The organism is Marinifilum sp. D714, assembly GCF_030851345.1.
Lineage (GTDB): Bacteria > Bacteroidota > Bacteroidia > Bacteroidales > Marinifilaceae > Marinifilum.
Genome location: NZ_JALPNU010000007.1, coordinates 163,911 through 183,706, shown reverse-complemented (window position 1 = coordinate 183,706; position 19,796 = coordinate 163,911). Strand labels below are relative to the sequence as shown.

Annotated in this window: 17 protein-coding genes; 8 read left to right on the top strand and 9 right to left on the bottom strand. The window is 35.1% G+C overall.

The features are described 5' to 3' along the window. The first annotated feature begins 179 nt into the window (after positions 1-179). The gene (locus tag M0051_RS09495; RefSeq protein ID WP_306741294.1) at positions 180-1,976 is read left to right on the top strand and encodes a hypothetical protein; all 1,797 of its coding nucleotides are present in this window, start codon (positions 180-182) and stop codon (positions 1,974-1,976) included. Positions 1,977-2,467: 491 nt separating this feature from the next. On the opposite strand, the gene M0051_RS09490 is transcribed toward M0051_RS09495, so the two are convergent. From M0051_RS09490 to M0051_RS09480, 3 genes are all read right to left on the bottom strand, one after another. Beyond that, a complete protein-coding gene (locus tag M0051_RS09490; RefSeq protein WP_306741293.1) occupies positions 2,468-3,802 on the bottom strand; it encodes a citrate (Si)-synthase in 1,335 nt (444 codons plus the stop codon). A gap of 68 nt (positions 3,803-3,870) precedes the next feature. Next, positions 3,871-6,135 carry an aconitate hydratase gene (locus M0051_RS09485; RefSeq protein WP_306741292.1) on the bottom strand — a complete coding sequence of 755 codons (2,265 nt, stop codon included), beginning with the start codon at positions 6,133-6,135 and terminating at the stop codon, positions 3,871-3,873. A gap of 366 nt (positions 6,136-6,501) precedes the next feature. Further along, positions 6,502-7,008 carry a metallophosphoesterase gene (locus tag M0051_RS09480; RefSeq protein ID WP_306741291.1) on the bottom strand — a complete coding sequence of 169 codons (507 nt, stop codon included), beginning with the start codon at positions 7,006-7,008 and terminating at the stop codon, positions 6,502-6,504. Positions 7,009-7,162: 154 nt separating this feature from the next. Here M0051_RS09480 and M0051_RS09475 point away from each other — a divergent pair, with 154 nt between their 5' ends. Both M0051_RS09475 and M0051_RS09470 read left to right on the top strand, forming a co-directional pair. Continuing rightward, positions 7,163-8,737 (top strand): peptide chain release factor 3, encoded by a 1,575-nt coding sequence (locus M0051_RS09475; protein WP_110359196.1) that lies wholly within the window; start codon positions 7,163-7,165, stop codon positions 8,735-8,737. A 12-nt stretch (positions 8,738-8,749) separates the two neighbouring features. Continuing rightward, positions 8,750-9,124 carry a thioesterase family protein gene (locus tag M0051_RS09470; RefSeq protein ID WP_306741290.1) on the top strand — a complete coding sequence of 125 codons (375 nt, stop codon included), beginning with the start codon at positions 8,750-8,752 and terminating at the stop codon, positions 9,122-9,124. 76 nt (positions 9,125-9,200) lie between these two features. Here M0051_RS09470 and M0051_RS09465 read toward each other — a convergent pair whose 3' ends face one another. From M0051_RS09465 to M0051_RS09455, 3 genes are all read right to left on the bottom strand, one after another. Further along, positions 9,201-10,442: a DUF438 domain-containing protein gene (locus M0051_RS09465; RefSeq protein ID WP_306741289.1), complete on the bottom strand. Its 1,242-nt coding sequence runs from the start codon at positions 10,440-10,442 to the stop codon at positions 9,201-9,203. A gap of 67 nt (positions 10,443-10,509) precedes the next feature. After that, positions 10,510-11,517 (bottom strand): glycosyltransferase family protein, encoded by a 1,008-nt coding sequence (locus M0051_RS09460; RefSeq protein ID WP_306741288.1) that lies wholly within the window; start codon positions 11,515-11,517, stop codon positions 10,510-10,512. Positions 11,518-11,581: 64 nt separating this feature from the next. Then, on the bottom strand, positions 11,582-12,451 hold the full coding sequence (locus tag M0051_RS09455; RefSeq protein WP_306741287.1) for a UDP-2,3-diacylglucosamine diphosphatase: 870 nt from the start codon (positions 12,449-12,451) through the stop codon (positions 11,582-11,584). A gap of 277 nt (positions 12,452-12,728) precedes the next feature. Between M0051_RS09455 and M0051_RS09450 the strand changes: the two genes are divergently transcribed. After that, positions 12,729-13,877 (top strand): hypothetical protein, encoded by a 1,149-nt coding sequence (locus tag M0051_RS09450; RefSeq protein WP_306741286.1) that lies wholly within the window; start codon positions 12,729-12,731, stop codon positions 13,875-13,877. A 41-nt stretch (positions 13,878-13,918) separates the two neighbouring features. On the opposite strand, the gene sigZ is transcribed toward M0051_RS09450, so the two are convergent. The 3 genes from sigZ to M0051_RS09435 all read right to left on the bottom strand — a co-directional run bounded on the left by sigZ (position 13,919) and on the right by M0051_RS09435 (position 15,739). After that, on the bottom strand, positions 13,919-14,470 hold the full coding sequence (gene sigZ / locus M0051_RS09445) for an RNA polymerase sigma factor SigZ (RefSeq protein WP_306741285.1): 552 nt from the start codon (positions 14,468-14,470) through the stop codon (positions 13,919-13,921). A gap of 179 nt (positions 14,471-14,649) precedes the next feature. Beyond that, complete coding sequence (locus M0051_RS09440; RefSeq protein ID WP_306741284.1) at positions 14,650-14,904, bottom strand: hypothetical protein; 255 nt, start codon at positions 14,902-14,904, stop codon at positions 14,650-14,652. A 118-nt stretch (positions 14,905-15,022) separates the two neighbouring features. Further along, on the bottom strand, positions 15,023-15,739 hold the full coding sequence (locus M0051_RS09435; protein ID WP_306741283.1) for an RDD family protein: 717 nt from the start codon (positions 15,737-15,739) through the stop codon (positions 15,023-15,025). A gap of 207 nt (positions 15,740-15,946) precedes the next feature. On the opposite strand from M0051_RS09435, the gene M0051_RS09430 reads away from it, so the two are divergent. The 4 genes from M0051_RS09430 to M0051_RS09415 all read left to right on the top strand — a co-directional run bounded on the left by M0051_RS09430 (position 15,947) and on the right by M0051_RS09415 (position 19,782). After that, positions 15,947-16,909: a stage II sporulation protein M gene (locus M0051_RS09430; protein WP_306741282.1), complete on the top strand. Its 963-nt coding sequence runs from the start codon at positions 15,947-15,949 to the stop codon at positions 16,907-16,909. Between the two features lie 3 nt (positions 16,910-16,912). Next, the gene (locus M0051_RS09425) at positions 16,913-17,782 is read left to right on the top strand and encodes a glycerophosphoryl diester phosphodiesterase membrane domain-containing protein (protein WP_306741281.1); all 870 of its coding nucleotides are present in this window, start codon (positions 16,913-16,915) and stop codon (positions 17,780-17,782) included. Between the two features lie 76 nt (positions 17,783-17,858). After that, a complete protein-coding gene (locus M0051_RS09420) occupies positions 17,859-18,593 on the top strand; it encodes a hypothetical protein (RefSeq protein WP_306741280.1) in 735 nt (244 codons plus the stop codon). A gap of 1 nt (position 18,594) precedes the next feature. Beyond that, positions 18,595-19,782 carry a DUF4350 domain-containing protein gene (locus tag M0051_RS09415; protein WP_306741279.1) on the top strand — a complete coding sequence of 396 codons (1,188 nt, stop codon included), beginning with the start codon at positions 18,595-18,597 and terminating at the stop codon, positions 19,780-19,782. The last annotated feature ends 14 nt before the right edge of the window (positions 19,783-19,796 follow it).

The window sequence follows — 19,796 nt, the reverse complement described above, 5'->3', positions numbered from 1 at the left end:
TTATTTTTTGAAAAACATCACAACACTTCTTATTCAACTTTCATAAGCTTTAACTTTAATATGAAGCACTTTCTCTTGAATTATCTTTGATTTGATGGCTATTTGATCTAACTTGCCACACGATAAAAAAGTCAATGCATAACATTGCTAAAGTATCATTAAATCAATAAAAACAATTCATGAGTAAAATTTTAGGACATAGTTTCCACATTCCTGTTATGGGTACAGGATTTACAGTGGATACTCCTGTAAAAGTGGCTCATTTGGGAATTTCTTCGGTAGTATCAATCGTAGATGATGTTCTTGTAGAGAAAATGCGAGAAATGTACTGTAAGAAATTAAGTCTTCCTTTTAAGCCTATTACAGAAAAGACCAAAGATTTTCGTGCAGAAAGAATTACATCTTATCTAAATTTACTAGATAATTTGGTGAAGGAGAAGTTTGAAAATCTTAAAGAATCAATTCAGGATAAAGGAAAAGAATTAGAAGAATATCTTGACCTACTACCTGATTTCTCGGAAGTAAAGAAAGAGTTCAAAGAAAAATTTGCTGATAATCCTTATGTGAAAGAAGCAAAAGAATGGTTAAGCAATAACCTTCCTCTTGGGTCTATTGATGTAAATATCATGACCAAATTAGACAAAGGAAACCAATATGAAGGTGAAGATTTACCTGTAGAATTCAATGATGCCCATGCAGCTCTTCGTGGATTTGCGATGAGTAACCTGGAGAGCTCCATGGTCCTTTCTGCTGGAATGAACCCACGTTTGTATGGCTACCTTGAGCAGTTCGATGATTTCTATCCAGATACAAATGGATATATCAAGAAAAAAATTGTTCTGAAAGTGAGCGATTACCGATCGGCTCTAATTCAAGGACGCTTTCTTGCCAAAAAGGGAATCTGGATTTCGGAATATCGAATTGAATCAGGCTTGAACTGTGGTGGGCACGCATTTGCCACTGATGGTTTTTTGATGGGGCCTATTTTGCAGGAGTTCAAAGAGAAGCGAGATGAACTAAGAGATAGTCTTAATCCTGTTCTTTTTGACACCTTAAAAGAAAAGGGAAAAACTGTTCCTTCCGAGCCACTAAGTATTAAAGTTACCGCCCAGGGAGGTGTAGGAACTGCAGAAGAACATGAATTCCTAATGCAGCAATACAATTTGGATTCAATTGGCTGGGGTTCTCCGTTTTTAATGGTTCCAGAAGCTTGCGATGTTGATGAAAAAACATTGTCATTGCTTGAAAAAGCCAATGAAGAAGATCTGTCTCTAAGTCACGCTTCTCCTCTAGGAGTAAGATTCAATAATTTGAATAGCAACACAAGAGATGCCGATGTTTGGGACAGATTGAAGCAAAATAAACCAGGAAGTCCTTGTACCAAGCGATACATGATTGCAAACACTGAGTTTACCAAGGAACCAATTTGTACCGCTTCTCGACAGTATCAGAAGTTAAAGTTAGCTCACTTAAGAGAACAAAACTTACCAAAAGAAGAACTTGAGAAGGAGATAAATCTTTTACTTCAAAAAACTTGCTTGTGTAAGGGATTATCCACTGCTTCCTATTTGGTGAATGACATTGATACGAAGAAAGATGGTGATGGTGTTTCAATTTGTCCTGGGCCAAACCTTGCATATTTCACTAAAAAGGTGAAGCTAAAGGAAATGATTGATCACATTTACAATCGTACCAATTTGATCGATAGAAAAGACAGGCCTCACATGTTTATTAAAGAATTGAATTTGTATTACGATTACTTAAAAGAGCAAGTATCGGAAATCAAGAATCCAATTCCTAAGCAAGTTAAATCTCTCGAAGGATTTAAGAAAAATCTTTTAAGTGGTGTAGATTACTATAAAGGCCTTTCTCAAAAGTTTTCAGATAAGTACAATGACATGAAAAATCAAGTCTCCAAAGATCTGGAAAAATTAGAAGGAGAAATTAAGAGTATTCTGATAAAAACAGAATCATAAACCATACAAAAGCCAATCTTTACAAGTCATAAAAAGATTGGCTTTTTTCTTACCTACAATACAACCTCATTAAACTTTACCTTTACTTATGTCTCCTATGGCGTAAAATACCCATTGCATTTTGAGTATATAAACAGAGCAGTTTGGGTAAATTCAATCTATTTTTCTGTCACAAAAGAAACCATATTTGTAATGTGAAAGGGAAATCACAATGTTTAACCATACAATCATTGTGAGTGAGTAGAGAGGTAGTTTAATTTTCAACTGCGAAATATACTTCAAATCCTACATTGTTTAGGTAAGGGTTAGAGTTTAGTAGGATTTGAAGTATTTCCCACTTATTAAATCGTATTTATTGGAACTTTTCCATATTGTTAGTTTTTGCTTCAAAACTGTAAAAAAGTTATCACCAGACTTTTTTACAGTTTTTTTATAAAAAAAAGCTGAAATCAATAAATTGAAATCAGCTTTCTGCCTTGTTTTATAATCGTTTAACTTTGTTGTGTTTCTACTACCTCTTTTTTAATACCAGCTATTTTCTCAAGCATATCAGTTGTAATAGATTTAGGTCTTTCCAGAGGATATCCTAATGCTCTATCCCAAATAATATTGGCACAAATACCAATAGCTCTACCGATACCAAATAAAACCGTATAGAAATCATATTCGGTAACACCATAATGCCATTGGATTACACCTGACTGAGCATCTACGTTCGGCCATGGATTTTTCGCCTTACCATGCTCTTTCAAAATTGGAGGCACTACATTGTAAAGTAAATCTGCATATTTGAAAATTGGATCATCGGGTAGATGCTTTAAACTAAATTCTCGCTGCAACATGTAACGAGGGTCTGTTTTACGCAATACCGCATGACCAAAACCTGGAATTACCTGTCCTGAATTTAGAGTATCCCAAACAAATTGTTTCATCTCATCTTCGGTAGGCAATTTATTACCCATCTTATCCATCACATCCTGCAGCCATCTTAACACTTCCTGATTAGCTAAACCATGAAGAGGTCCTGCCAAACCATTAATCATTGCTGATATTGACAGATAGATATCAGATAAGGAACTCGCTACCAAATGACCTGTATGAGCACTAACGTTACCACTTTCATGATCACTATGAATGATAAAGTGAAGACGAGACACATCATCATAAGGAGAATCAATTCCCATCATGTGAGCAAAATTCCCTCCCATATCCAAGTTAGGGTTTGATTGAATTCTTGGTCCTTGTCGATACAATTTGTTATAGATATAAGAAGCAATTTCCGGAAGTTTAGCCAATAGGTTTAGCGCATCTTCATATGTAGCTTCCCAATAATCTTTTTTATTCAAACCTGCATGATATTGGCGATTGAATACCGATTCACGATTCAGTGTTAAAATTGCAGTAGAGAAAATTGCCATTGGATGACTGCAACATGGGAAAGAGTCAATTACCTCATAAACATAGCGAGGAACAATTCTTCTTTTGCTAAATTCATCTACCACCTGCATTACCTCTTCCTGATTAGGAAAATCTCCAGTTAGCAGTAAATAAAACAAACCTTCTACATAAGGCATTGTTCCACCTTTGGGTTTTGGTAAGTTTTCAATTACTTCTCCCAATGTATATCCTCTGTAACGGATACCTTCTTCAGGATCTAAATAAGAAATATCAGTAACCAGTGATTTCAATCCCCTCATTCCTCCAATCACCTGAGATACGGTTACATTATCTACAACCACATCTCCATATTCTTTTAACAGGCGTTTCGTTCTTGGTCTGTGTTCTTCAATCTTTTCAGACAAAGTATGTTTTAGTGTTTTCTTCATATGGTCTATACTTTAGAGTTGGAATCAAGTGGGGTAATTGATTCCAGAATTATGAAATGTTTATTGTTTTAGTTGTTTTGTTTTCTGATTAAATTCAGTGCACTTCCTGCTTTAAACCACTCAATTTGAACCTTGTTGTACGAATGATTCGCAACAATTTGATCGCTTGTACCATCTTCATGTGTTACAACAAGTGTTAATGGTTGTCCAGGAGTAAAATCGGTTAAACCATTAATATCGATCTGATCTTTTTCCTGAATTTTATCGTAATCCGTTTTGTCGGCAAATGTCAGTGCCAATACACCTTGTTTTTTCAAATTGGTTTCATGAATTCGAGCAAAAGAACGCACGATAACCGCTTTAACACCCAAATGACGCGGCTCCATTGCTGCATGTTCTCTTGATGATCCTTCACCATAGTTTTCATCGCCAACTACAATAGAACCTACTCCTTTAGCCTTTAACGCTCTTGCTGTAGCAGGAACTTCGTCGTAAGTACCGTTCACCGGATTGAAAATGGAATTGGTCTCTTCGTTAAAATAATTAACAGCTCCAATCAGCATATTGTTCGAGATATTATCCAAATGACCACGGAACCTCAACCATGGACCAGCCATAGAAATATGATCTGTAGTACATTTTCCTTTGGCTTTTATCAACAGATTTAATCCTTTGTAATCCGCACCATCCCATTCTCCAAAAGGAGCCAATAACTGAAGACGTTCCGAATCCGGTTTCACATCTACCACGACTTCCGAACCATTTGCCTGAGGAGCCAGATAACCAGAATCCTTCATATCAAATCCATTTGGGGGAAATTCCAATCCTGTTGGTTCATCCAACTTCACCTCTACTCCATCTTCATTAATCAGAGTATCAGTCATTGGATTGAAACACAAATCACCGGCAATAGCCATAGCCGTTACCAATTCAGGCGAAGCTACAAAACTATGCGTATTTGGATTTCCATCATTTCTTTTTGCAAAATTTCTGTTAAAAGAAGTTATAATGGAATTTTTCCTTGTAGGATCATCAGTATGGCGTTTCCATTGTCCAATACAAGGACCACAAGCGTTGGCCATGATCACACCTCCAATATCCTCAAACTCTTTCAGGATTCCGTCTCTTTCCGTTGTATAACGGACTAATTCTGAACCTGGAGTTACTACAAACTCGGCCTTCACTTTAAGGTTTTTATCTTTTGCCTGCTTTGCAAGTGATGCTGCTCTCGATAAATCTTCGTAAGATGAATTGGTACAAGATCCAATCAAACCAACTTCCAAAGTCTGTGGATAATCATTCTCTTTAACAGCTTTGGCAAAAGATGATAATTCATGAGCCAAATCAGGTGTAAATGGACCATTAATGTAAGGTTGCAATTCTGAAAGATTAATTTCAATCAACTCATCGTAATACTTTTCTGGATTCTGATAAACCTCTTCATCCGAACGCAAATGCTCCATCACTACATCAGCCAAATCTGCAACTTGTTCACGACCTGTGTGACGCAAATAGTTACTCATATTCTGATCGTAACCAAAAATAGAAGTGGTAGCACCAATCTCCGCACCCATATTACAAATGGTTCCTTTACCAGTACATGACATGGCATCTGCACCTTCGCCAAAATATTCTACAATTGCACCAGTACCACCTTTTACGGTAAGAATACCAGCCACTTTTAATATTACATCTTTAGGAGAAACCCATCCGCTTAATTTACCTGTAAGCTTTACGCCAATTAACTTGGGCATTTTTAGCTCCCAAGGCATTCCTGCCATCACGTCAACCGCATCAGCTCCTCCAACACCAATGGCTACCATACCCAATCCTCCTGCATTTACAGTATGCGAATCGGTACCAATCATCATACCTCCAGGAAATGCATAGTTTTCAAGAACTACCTGGTGTATAATACCAGCTCCTGGTTTCCAAAATCCAATACCATATTTATTAGATACAGATTCCAAAAAGTTATATACTTCATTGTTTTGATCCTTAGCATCAGCTAAATCCTTTTCTGCTCCTATTGATGCCTGAATTAAATGATCACAATGCACTGTAGATGGAACCGCTACTTTTGCTTTACCTGCATTCATAAACTGAAGCAAAGCCATTTGAGCAGTAGCATCCTGCATAGCGACTCTATCTGGAGCAAAATTTACGTAATCTACTCCTCTTTCAAATTTTTCACCTTTTTCTTCAACAGATAAGTGTGAATACAATATTTTTTCACTTAAAGTTAGTGGTTTGCCAAGAACATTTCTGGCTTTATTCACCCTTTCGGGCATCTTCTCGTAAACAGATTTTATCAATTCAAAATCAAATAGCATGTCTAGTGAATTTTTTGATTAATTTTTATTTCAAATTTTGGCCCTTCAACACTTAACAATCGAAAATCTTAAAATTTGGATATGCCTTTTCAGATTTCCCGATCTTTTTATGCGTATTTTTGACACATATTTCTAAATGCTGATATTTCTAAATCTCAATATTTTAGCCTCATCCAAAACTTATAAACAAGTGTTAAACAAGATCAAATTTAGATATCTAAATATAACAAAAACTTGGTATTTTAAAAAGATGACGGTAAATTTCTTGTTTAAGAAAACTCAAAATTTACACCTTTGGCATAATTTTAGCATACCCCGAAAAATTCCCCCTAATAAATTTGATTTCAGGTTTGAATTTTAATTCCGCTAAAGAGATCTACCCTTTGCTCCGAATTCGACCACCTGAAGGTCTTTAATGTCTTTACCATCGATTATAAATTTCACTAATGTTTGCACCTTGTGAAACCCCTGTAATCCTGATGCTCCAGGATTAATATGTAACAAGTTCAACTCCTTGTCGAATACTACTTTTAAAATATGGGAATGTCCTGAAATAAAAAGTTGTGGCGGATTGTTAAAAATTTCCGGCTTCACATTTACATCATACCTTTTAGGATATCCTCCAATATGAGTCATCCATACATCCACATTTTCGCAGGTAAATCGATTATGCTTTGGATATTTGGAACGAACTTCCTGACCATCGATATTGCCGTGAACTGCAACGAGAGGTGCGATTTGATCAAGAGTTTCTGCCGTTTCAATATTTCCAATATCTCCAGCATGCCAAATTTCATCACAATCACTCAAATGCTTTAATGCAACTGAATCAAGATGCCCATGTGTATCGGAAAGTAACCCAATTTGCTTCATTTAAGTGTGTTTTGAATTTTGGAAGCGTGAAGATAAGAAAAAGATTCAATTATTAACCGGGAATTAAAGTTTTAAACGCAATATATTCTATAAGTTGTCGGTATTAATTATTACTTTTGCAAGCTAAATTTTGAAAGTAAATACAATTCTATAAATGGGTTTCAAAGAAGAAATTAAAAGACGCCGTACGTTCGGAATTATTTCACACCCGGATGCTGGTAAAACTACACTAACCGAAAAATTGCTTCTTTTTGGTGGTGCAATTCATGTTGCAGGTGCTGTAAAATCAAACAAGATTAAGAAAACTGCAACTTCTGACTTCATGGAAATTGAACGTCAGAGAGGTATTTCGGTTGCAACATCGGTAATGGGATTTGAATACAAAGGACATAAAATAAACATCCTTGATACTCCAGGTCACCAGGATTTTGCAGAGGATACTTACCGTACCTTAACAGCCTGCGATAGTGTAATTATTGTAATTGACGTTGCCAAAGGAGTTGAGGCACAAACCAGAAAGCTAATGAAGGTTTGTAGAATGCGTAAAACACCTGTGATCGTATTCATTAACAAAATGGACCGCTTGGGTAAAGATGCTTTTGATTTGCTTGATGAAATTGAAAAAGAATTGCAATTGAGTGTAAATCCTTTGAGTTGGCCAATTAACATGGGCCCTGACTTTAAAGGTGTTTACAATATCTATCACAAAAATTTAAGTTTGTTTACTCCTGCTACTCAAACTGTAGAAGAGAGTATCGAATTTGATGATATCTCCAATCCGAAATTGGAAGAGTACATTGGAGAAGATGCAGAAGTACTTCGTGAGGAGTTGGATTTGGTATCGGGAGTTTATCCTGAATTTGATGTTCAGGAGTATTTGGATGCTAAAATTGCGCCGGTATTCTTTGGGTCAGCCTTGAACAATTTCGGGGTGCGCGAATTATTAGATGTCTTCATTAAGGTAGCTCCTTCTCCACTGCCATGTCAGACGGTTGAAAGAGTAATCGAACCGGAAGAAGAAAAATTCTCTGGTTTTGTGTTTAAGATCCATGCGAATATGGATCCAAACCACCGAGACAGAATTGCCTTTGTAAAGATTGTATCGGGAACTTTTAAAAGAAACAAACCATATCTGCATGTAAGAAATGGCAAGAAGTTGAAGTTCTCGAGCCCAACAGCATTTATGGCCGAGAAAAAATCAATTGTAGAGGAAGCTTTCCCTGGTGACATTATTGGTTTGCACGATACAGGTAACTTTAAAATTGGAGATACTCTTACTGAAGGTGAAAAAATCAACTTTAAAGGAATTCCAAGCTTCTCACCTGAATTGTTCAAGTACATCGAAAATGCTGATCCGATGAAATCGAAGCAATTGGCAAAAGGGATTGACCAGTTAATGGATGAAGGGGTTGCGCAGTTGTTTGTTTCTCAGTTCAACGGAAGAAAAGTAATTGGAACCGTTGGCGCTCTACAGTTCGAAGTAATCGAGTATCGTTTGCTACACGAGTACAGTGCATCCTGTCGTTGGGAACCAATCATGCTTCACAAAGCTTGTTGGATTAAAACCGAGGATGAGGAACAATTAAAAGAATTCAAAAAGGCAAAATATCAGTACATGGCTAAAGACAAGCATGGTAGAGATGTTTTCCTTGCAGATTCAGGGTACATGCTTCAAATGGCACAATCAAATTATCCGAATCTTGAATTCCATTTTACATCAGAATTTTAAATCAGACAGAATATGGCTTTAAAAGAAGGATTAACTGCCACACAAGAAATGATTGTTGGCGAACAAAATACAGCAAAATATCACGGATCAGGAAAATTGGATGTTTATGCAACTCCTGCAATGGTTGCTTTTATGGAAGGAACTGCAGTGGCTTGCATCGATGCTGATCTTGAAGAAGGAATGGACTCTGTTGGAATTCAAATTGATACCAAACACATCAAAGCCAGCAAGCTTGGTGCTAAAATTACTTGCACTGCAAAATTGGTAAAAGTAGATGGTAAAAAATTAAGTTTCGAAATTGAAGCAGCTGACGAAGATGGACAAATTGGTTCTGCTTTCCACGTTCGCTATATTATCGATCCTGTAAAATTCATGAGCAGATTGTAAATAAATCGATATTAAATATTAAGCCCTGAAAGGAAAATTCTTTCAGGGCTTATTGTTTGAAATATCTGCCTTCAATTTACTCCATCAATCTCTTCTCTCCTTCCAAAGTCTTAAGCTCAGTTAAATCCTGACTTACTTCAATACAACCTTTGTAGCTTCCTTCATCATCGCGCAAAGCAAAATATTGAATTAAAATAAACCTGCCTTGCATCTGAATCCAGAAGGGTTCGCTATCCTTTTCTCCCGATTTAAAGGCTTTCAGCAACTCATCAACAATATGTACACTTTCGGGTGGATGACAGTTCTGAACTGTTCTGCCTATAATGGCTTTAGAGCGGGTAAAGAACCTGTCCTTAGGGTTAGAAAAGAACCTCACCCTGTCATTTTCATCAATCATGGTGATGTCAACAGGTAGATGATTCAGAAGCATCATTGCCTGGTCCAAGCTCATTAAGCCAGTATCAAAATTCAGTAAGGTGTTGCCCAATTGCTTTGCATCGAGCTCTTTTCCCTCGAATGAAAATGACTTGGATTTTTTACTTTTTCGACCTGGAGTAAAAACCGGGGGATCGATAAAGCTAAATCCTACTTCCATGCTTTGTTGGTTCATTTCATCCCATAAATCAGATGATACGGCATTCAATGCAACGGGGAATAGCAAATATTCTTCCCTGAAAATGATGGTATACTTTAAAAAGAACAGGTCTCCAATCAGTTTGTTAATCAATTTCAGATCCGCTTGTTCGGTGGCAAGGGCCTGCAACAATTCCTTCCTTATGCGTCTGATATCGTCATGAATAGACCACATAACGCCCAAACATTTGTACTCGGGATACTGATTCTCAAAATAAGGAAAGAAGATATTCTCTTTTCGTAAATAATGCTTTTCGAATTCTGCAAACTCCTCAATTCTATAACGAATTTCCTGCAGATCGTTCTTTAATTGCTCCTCAGTTTGTGCCTTATTAAAAGATTTAACCAAAGGCTTGATTTCCACTAATCGTTTTTCCAACTCTCCATTTTCCCGCATTAAAATCCCCAGGAAATGATTGGGTTCTAATTCTGGCGTTTCATGATCAATAATAGCATTGTGGAAGACATTCAATGATTTATTGATCCCTATCTTCAGATCTTCCATTGGTAAATCTTCCTCAACCAACCTATGAACCACCTGAATAATATCGTTGGGGCATAAATGATCAATCGCCTCCTGATGAGTGCTGATTAATTCTTTCCCATTTTTCCCATTAATAAGGTCTAAACAAAACTGAAAAAGAGAATCAATGCGAGCGGCATTGTTATTAATAAATTCTGACATAGTTATAATTTTCTGTTGGTCAGATCAAAATACAACAAATGTCACTTTCGAACAAGCCTAAAATGGATTACTCCACCTTTTCCTGACCTGCATAATGATGCAAAAGAAATTCAATCACCGACCTTGCATTATCAGGATAGTTTAATTTCTCAATTGCAACTCCATCATTAATCCATTCTTTTATTTTGGCAGGGCCATCTTCCTCTAAATCTGCAATTACAGGAATTCCCAATTCTTTTAATGCGTGAGCATTACAAACTTGCTCAAACTGATTTTTCATTGGAATCACGGCAAGCTTCTTTCCCAAAAACAAACTCTCAGCAGGAGTTTCAAATCCAGCTCCGCAAAGAACTCCTGCACAATCTTTCAAACTCTTGATAAAGGCCTCTCCATTTACCGGGTTAATCTCAACATTTTCGAAGCGATATCTGTTTTTGCAGTGTTTCGAAAAAACCACCCATCTATAATTCGGGAAGTGCGAAAGTACAGAAATCAGTTTCTCATCAGAGTAAGCAGGCAAATAAACAAGATAGTAGCCATTATTCTCGGGCTCCAATAATCTTATTTCTCTCCTGATAACAGGAGTAAACATGTTATGTCCATACTCCTTAAAGTGAAAACTCACATTGTGGTTGCATGGCGCATAATTTTTCAGAACCTGATAACCTAAAAACTCAATTTTCTCAGGCATTGGTGTTCTTGAATTCAACATGGCCGATTGATGGCTCAATCCTAAACAAAACACTTTCTTGAGTTTACAGGACCACGAAGTAACGGGCTCAAAGTCGCTAATTACCAAATCATATTCCTCTACAGGCAATGATTTTATATCTTTTAAAAATCTATAGATATTAAATTTTCTGATGGTTTTCCAGATATCAATTCCACCATTCTTACCAAAGAAAAATCCCAACCCTTGCTTTTTGTATTTGATGGGATGATTAAACTCCAAGTCATGATGCAATCCTGATATTAATATGTCAACTTCGGCTTCTTTCTGAAGATGCGGTATAAGTTCAATGGCACGACTCAAATGTCCGTTACCAGTTCCTTGAATTCCGTATAATATTTTCATTAAATAATTCTAGATCAAATAACAGTTCTTAATAATTTCCAAGATCTTTTTTGCATTGTGCTTGTTATGAAACTGAAATTGTTTTTCCAGACATAGATGTAAAATCCACAAGCATCTCTTTAAAAATTTTTTCATCATCCTCCAGTTTATAACTTTCTAAATCAGGCTCTAAGGATTTCGCATTCTGATCTTTATTGTATTCATAAATGCTCCATTCTCCTTTATGATACTCCAATGCACTTAAACTTTCAATCCAATCACCTGAGTTCAGGTAACATGTCGATCCGTTCTTAGATTTTATTTCCTTAAATTCCGGATGATGAATATGACCACACACAACGTAATCATAGCCCTTATCAATAGCAATTTCTGCTGCAGTTTGCTCGAAACTATTGATGTATTTTACTGCAGACTTTACACTGTTTTTTATTTTTCTTGATAAAGAAACTTTCTCACGCCCAATTAGTTTTGCAAAGTAGTTCACCATTGAATTGATCATGATCAACAGGTCATATCCAATTGAACCAAGCTTTGTTAACCATTTGGCATATTGCATGGTAACATCAAAAACATCGCCATGAAACACCCATGCTTTCTTGCCATTTAGATTTAAAATCAACTTGTTTACAATTTGTAATTTGCCTAAAGTAAATCCCTCAAATTTCCTCAGCAATTCATCATGATTACCAGTTACGTAGTAAACTGGAACTCCTTTTGACAATAAAGATGTAATGTGTTTAATAATACGCATATGGGATTTAGGCCAATATCTTTTTTTAAATTGCCAGATATCCACAATATCACCGTTCAATATTAGTTTTTTAGGTTGGATCGAATTTAGATATTTCAGTAGTTCATCAGCTCTACATCCTATTGTTCCCAAATGTATATCAGATAAAACTACAACTTCTACCTTTCGCTTAATTTTTGTCATAAATTCATCTACTTGATTATAGGTAAAAGTACTTTCCGCTTGTTAACTTATTTGATAAGAAAGTTTATGAAATGATAAATTGTAATTTATGTGGAGTTAAGAAATTGTAATAATCCATGCTCGAATGTTAAAATATTATTGCTAAAGTTTGCCATTGTAAAAAAATGGCTCGCTATTTGTTTAAGTTTTCTAAACAAGTATGGCAAATAAATAGAAACAATCCCATGGCATTGTCGTAGTACTAATTTAAATTTGCCTATGAATAAAACCACTAAACATGAACAAAACTTTACACTACATTTTAATAGTATTTATTATTAGCTTATCGGCCTGTAGTTCTGGTGAAAAAGCATTACAACAGGGAAATTATTTTACAGCAGTTACAAAAGCAGTTGATCGTTTAAGGTCAAATCCTGATAAAGTAAAAGCGCAGGAAACATTACTTTCAAGCTACCCGTTAGCAGTACAATGGTACGAGAGAGAAATTAATAATTTAAAGGCGTCTGCCGATCCTTTTAAGAATACCAGGTCTGTGGATAAATATCAGTTGTTGAATCGAATGTACAACGACATCAACAGATGTCCGGCAGCCATTCGCTTGATTCCAAATCCAAAATCATACCAGTATGAATTGGAACAGGCAAAGCTAAATGCTGCACCTGAATGTTACCAGGCTGGCTTAAATGCATTGGCAAAAGGTGGCCGACAAGATGGAATCAATGCCTACAACCACTTCCAAAAAGCCAATGGTTTTGTTCCCAATTACAAAGATGTTCAGATCAAACTTGAGGAGGCAGAATACATGGCAACCTTAAAAGTGATCATTGAGCACATCCCGGTTAATTCTCAAAAGTACAAGCTAAGTTCAGAGTTTTTCCAGGATCAGGTAACTCAATACCTTTTCCACAATATCAAAAGAAGATTTGTGCGTTTTTACACTCCTAAGCAAGCTGAACTTGAAAAACTTGAATATCCAGATCAAATTATTTCCATGGGATTTGAAGATTTTGTTGTTGGAGAAACTCACGACACCAATTATGAGAAAGAAGTAATTAGTACCGATAGTGTAGAAGTAGGAAGCACAACGCTAAAAAATGGAGAGAAAATTAAAGTATACAATAAAGTAAAAGCAAAATTACACCTTCACAAAAGAGAAGTCATTTCGAAAGGATTGCTTTCCTTGAAGGTGATTGAGTTTGGCAACCAAAAAATCATCAACGACAAGCAATTTGGTGGTCAGTTCAATTGGTTCCACGAGTGGGGACATTTTAATGGAGATGAAAGAGCATTGACCAAGCAAGAGCTGGAAATTTGCGAACAAGAACCAATATTGCCACCTCCACACCAAGATTTATTTATTGAATTTACCAAACCAATTTATACAGATCTCACACAGGAGTTGAGAAGATTTTACAACAGGTATTAATAGATTTAAAAAAGCCATTAGTTTTGAAGCTAATGGCTTTTTTAATTTTCTCTGCAATTGTTACAGCTTGATGCTTTCTTTTCATAGTCGATGATTCTTCCTTTAGAATCTTTTTGAAAACTACAACACTTACTTAGTGCTTTCTTTAAAAGATTTCTTCCACGCTGAACTCTCGATTTAGCAGCAGAATATGAAATTTGTAGTTTTTCTGAAAGTTCTTTCTGACTCAAGCCATTCAACTCACTTAACAAAAGTGCATTTCGATAATCCTCGGGCAAAGATTTGATCATAGGCACAATGCAAGATTGGATATCGGCCATTGCATCAACATCATTTTCATCTTCTAACTCAAGAAGCTGAATTTCTGATTCTTCATGATGCTCACAGCGACGATAGTGATCAATTATGGTATTCCTGGTTATCTGAAACAACCATGCTTTTACCTTCTTTCCTTCTTGTAAAGTATCAATATTATTGTGAATCTTTATAAAAACCTCCTGTAATAAATCTTCTGCCAAAGCTGAATCGGATACTCTTTTTCGAATAAAAGAAAGCAATTGTTTGTGATATGTTCTCCATATATGCTCTACCATACATTCTCAAATTAAACTATAGAGCAAAAATATAAATTTTGAAAAATTATCTATAACTATTCTAAATAAAAAACCACTTACTTATTTCTCCGCTCACACGAAATAATAAATAAATGGTCTTGTGAAAATTAATTAGTAGTGGTTATTCTGAATAGAAAGGCAAATATATTTCTGTTGATTTAGCAGCCACAACCCTCACCACAGCCACACGCATCAATAACGTATTTCATATCTTTAAATTGATCAGCAATATCATTCTTTTCCTTATTTTCTGGCGGACACTGACATGGGCCAAGTCCCTTACAAGCACAATCTTTTAAAGGCTTTTCTTCCTGAGCATTTAAAACCTGGTCTACCAATTCGGCCTTCACATTATCATCATTACAACACGCCCCTGTATGATACACTTGAGATCCACAACATTCGTTATTCATATTCTTTAATTTTTTACTTTCTACATTTAAATTTTAATCTCAATCAGGTAGACGCAGAATATGAAAAATGGACGCAAAAAAAATCGACAAAAATTAATTTTTGTCGATTTCTACTGATTTATAAGTTTTTATGAATAAAGTTATAATCATCTATCAAGGTTTGGAAAAATTGCTCTGGCTTCATTTCTGTTTTTATGCCTAATTGCTCCATCACTTTTGTACGAGCTTTTAAACCAAAGGTCAACTTTTCTACAGGATCGTCCATCGATTTCAGTTGTTGTATCACTCTTTTGAAAAGCTCCAAATCTTTATCCTCAATTTTTCTTGCTTCCGGAAAAACCAATTGATAATTATCTGGTATCTCAGATAATATGGTGTTGGTAAGTTTCAAGGTATGGTTCGTTTTAACCACAGTTGTTTTTGCAAGAATATCTCCAATTCTTTGGCCTTTTTCACCAATAACAATAGTAAGTATTGCTGCTACACCATTAGTCAAAGTAATATCTACCAAACGAAACATCCAACGAATTAAATAGTGAATAAATCCCGGAGCATCTCCATCAATCTTACAAACCTTTATTTTCATGATACGCTTTCCTGGAGTTTGTCCATTCATAAAGGTTTCAAAAAGTAAACTATAAAATAAAACTGGTACCAAAAAAACAAATCCTATTGCAAATGCCTCTCCCAATAGTCCAATCATCATGGCTATAAAAAAAGCACAAACACCAATAAATACAGCATCAAGCAGATAAGCTGCAATTCTTTCTCCAACACTCGCCAGTGGGAAATTTAATTGTACATTCTGAGTAGTTTCAATTCCAATTTTAGACATAGGTAGTTTTGTTTAATACAGAACGAATATACCCATCGCAAACAAAAGATGAAAATTTACAAGCATAATTTATTAACCAGAATTCATACACTACTGTTTTTCTACAACTTAAATAAATATGATGTAAATTATCAACAAGCACCATTGTTTATTAAACTATTTAAAATAACTTTAGCGATCTAACACAGACTATTGGCTCTAATATTTATGAAAGAAATTGTATTTCTTAATCGAAATAAGGATAAATGGGAAAAATTTGAGCTGTTAATTAAGGATCAATCAGTAAGTAATCCAGATACTTTGGCTAACTTATACATCCAAATTACTGATGATTTATCTTACTCCAGAACATTTTTCCCCAAGTCTTCAACTACTGCATACCTTAATCAGTTAAGTATGCGGGTTCATCAACAAATTTACAAGAACAAAAAGGCAAAAAAAGGAGCATTCAGAAATTTTTGGACTACCGAACTTCCTTTAACACTGTACGACATAAGAAAGCAATTGCTATATGCTTTTTTGATCTTCTCTGTATCTGTTCTAATTGGAATTTTATCTTCAAGAGGAGATCAAGCATTTGTTAGAACCATTTTAGGAGATGACTATGTAAACATGACTTTGAACAACATTGAAAAGAGTGATCCAATGGCTGTTTACAAACAACATGGACAAACCTTAATGTTTCTGGGCATCACAATTAATAATGTAAAAGTATCTATACTGGCATTTGTACTGGGAATTTTCACTGCTTTCGGAACTGGATATGTGTTATTCTCTAATGGAGTTATGCTGGGTAGTTTCACATACTTCTTTGTGCGACACGATTTATTTTGGGAATCGACCCGGGTAATATGGATACATGGAGCCTTGGAAATATCGGTTATTGTAATTGCGGGCGCTGCAGGTATTGTTTTAGGAAATAGCTTAATATTTACAGGAACTCTGCCTCGAAAAACATCAATACAAATGGGTGTTAGAAAAGGAGTAAAAATTATTGCTGGAATCTTTCCAATATTCATAGTTGCAGGCTTTTTGGAAGGTTTCGTAACCAGACACACCGACATGCCAATGGCACTGAGCTGGGCTATAATCATCAGCTCCTTTTCATTTATCATTTGGTATTTTGTTATTAATCCTGTTAAAGTATATAAGAATCAACATAAATTATAAAAAATGACTACAGAGAATTTTAGACTTGAAAAAGTAAGAGATTTTGGGCTTCTTTTTAGCGACACTTTTCTTTTTATAAAGTACAACTTTAAAAACTTATCAAAAGGAATGCTGTACTATGTTCTACCATTTAGTTTATTGTATGGTATCTTGTTTGGACTTTTTCAATATCGAGTATTAATACCACAACAGGATAATAATCCCTTCCTAACAAATTATACAGAGATTGCAGGAATTATAGTAGGAATGATGATTATGATGTTACTAACTTACACCATAACAATATCGTTCTCTTTAGAATACATTAAATTATATCGCGAAAAAGGTTCTAATAATTTTGAATTAAATGAGGTAAGAAAGGCCATTCTTGGCAATATTGGGAAAATTTTTGGTGCTATGATTCTATGTGGAATTTTGATGACATTAGGTTTTGTAGTTGTATTAATCCCAGGAATTTATTTATCCATTTGTCTTAGTTTAGTTATGCCAATTATCGTTTTTGAGAATGAAAGTATTGGTAATGCATTGAGTGGATGCTTCAACTTAATCAAAAACAACTGGTGGAATGCCTTTGCATTTTTATTCGTAATTAGTATCATTTGCTATATTTTCAATCTAACTTTTAAACTACCTTCAGGAATACATACACTTATTATAGAATATCTTACGAATACAGGAGATAATATAACTCCAAGCAAATCGGTCACTATTATTTTCTCAATTATTCAAACCATTGGATATGCATTTGTACAATTAATACCTATGATTGCAATTTCTATATTGTACTTTAATTTAATTGAAAGAAAACAAAGCCCGGCTTTATTAAAGGATTTGGAAACTGTTGGTAATAATGAAACGTCCATTTCTAAATAATTATTACCTCACACATGAAAATAATTATTTAGAATTGGTAAGTTACATCTGGCCTAAAATATCTAATTATAAACAGATGAATAACCCGTTTAGAATATTAATTTTAATAACTTGGTTCCTGATACTATCGGGAACCAAACTCTTTGCTGTCCAAACCAATGAGGCAGATACCTTAATTCTTGATAAAGGTCAAGTAGAGATTTATAAAAAAGACATTACCAAAAGTAGAATTGAAAACTATCGCCAACAAAAGGATTTTAACTACGAGTTTTCTGAAGTTGAAAACATCAGCCTATTCGATAAAATACGCTTGATGCTGAACCGGTGGTATGTCTTTTTAGTGAAAAGCCTTGGAGTAGTATGGTATTTGCGATACATCATCCTAGGCGGACTAATAATTCTTCTCATTTACATTATCCTCAAAAGTAACTCAAGTGGACTGTTCAGTCCGCATCAAAAAATTATGAATATTCCCTTTGCCGATGATGTAAATCCTGAAAGTGTGAATTGGGACGAGGAAATTGCAAAAGCCGTTAAAATGGGAGAATTCAGACTTGCAGTTCGTTACCAGTTCTTGTCCTCTTTAAAATCACTTAGCAAAAATAATTTCATCAACTGGAAGGCCGAAAAAACCAATTACGATTACATCAACGAAATAAAAGACCAGCAAGTAAAAACAGACTTTAATAAGCTAAGCAATCTGTACGAAGCTGTTTGGTATGGAAACTTTTCGATAATTCAAGAAGAATATGCCTTAATTGGGCAGGATTTCGAAAAATTTAACTCATTGTTTAATACAAGAAACCAATAATATGAAACTGATAATTCCAAAATCAACTTATCCGTTTATCATCATACTCATAGTGTTGTTTCTTGTTGAACTATTTGCTCCAACACCAATCGACTGGACGCAAAACTTCAATTCTGATGACAAAAGACCTTTTGGCTCCTATCTGTTAATGGACCTGATTAAAACAGAATTGTTTCCAAACAATGAAGTAGAATTCAAAACAATTCCTGTTTTTAATTATCCCGAAAGCGGGATATCAGATCCTCTTAAAAACTACATTTTCATTACCAACAATCTGGAAATGCAAAAATGGGACGTCGATAAGTTGGTGAAACTTGCCGAGAATGGAAATCAAATTTTTATTGCAGCATCATCAATTAGTCATCCCTTAGCAGATACACTTGACCTTAGCCTTACGCCCAATGTAATGTTTTCCAATCTAGGAAAAACGGTGCGTATTCAAAAATTGGAAAACCAGAATATCTCCTTAAATAAAAAATATAAATACGAAAAGGCTTTTGATGTTGTAAGCATTGAAAAATTTAACAGAGACAGTTTAATTGTACTGGGAAGAGATGTAGATAAGAATATCCAATTTATTAAAAAACAATTTGGCAAAGGAAATATCTTTTATAGCTGCCAACCATTGGCATTTACCAATTACAACGTGGTTGAAGCTAATAATGCAGATTACATTGCAGGGGCTTTTAGCTATCTTCCTAACCTATCAATTGTTTGGGATGAGTATTACAAACCAACAAGAGCATTAAGACACAGTTCGCCACTAAGGTACCTATTAACCCATCCGCCATTAAAATTGGGTTTTTACCTATTGTTTTTCTGTTTGATATTCTTGCTTCTGTTTCAAGGAAAAAGACAACAGAGAATTATTCCAATAATACAACCATTGAGAAACACTTCTCTTGAATTTATTCAAACTTTAGGTTCTTTGTATTATACCAAGAAGAACCACAAAGATATTGCAGATAAGAAACTCAAATACTTTAAAGAATTCATTCGATCTCGATATCACATCGAATTCAAGAAGGAAAACATCAAAGAATTGAGCAGTAGATCTGGTTTACCGGAAAAAACCTTGCGAATGCTGTTCGATCAATCCAAATCAATCGAAACATTAACACATTTAACTCAGGAGGGTTTGGAAGATTTCCACTCCAAAATTGAGTACATCTATAATAATTGCAAATAAGACAATCACATCAT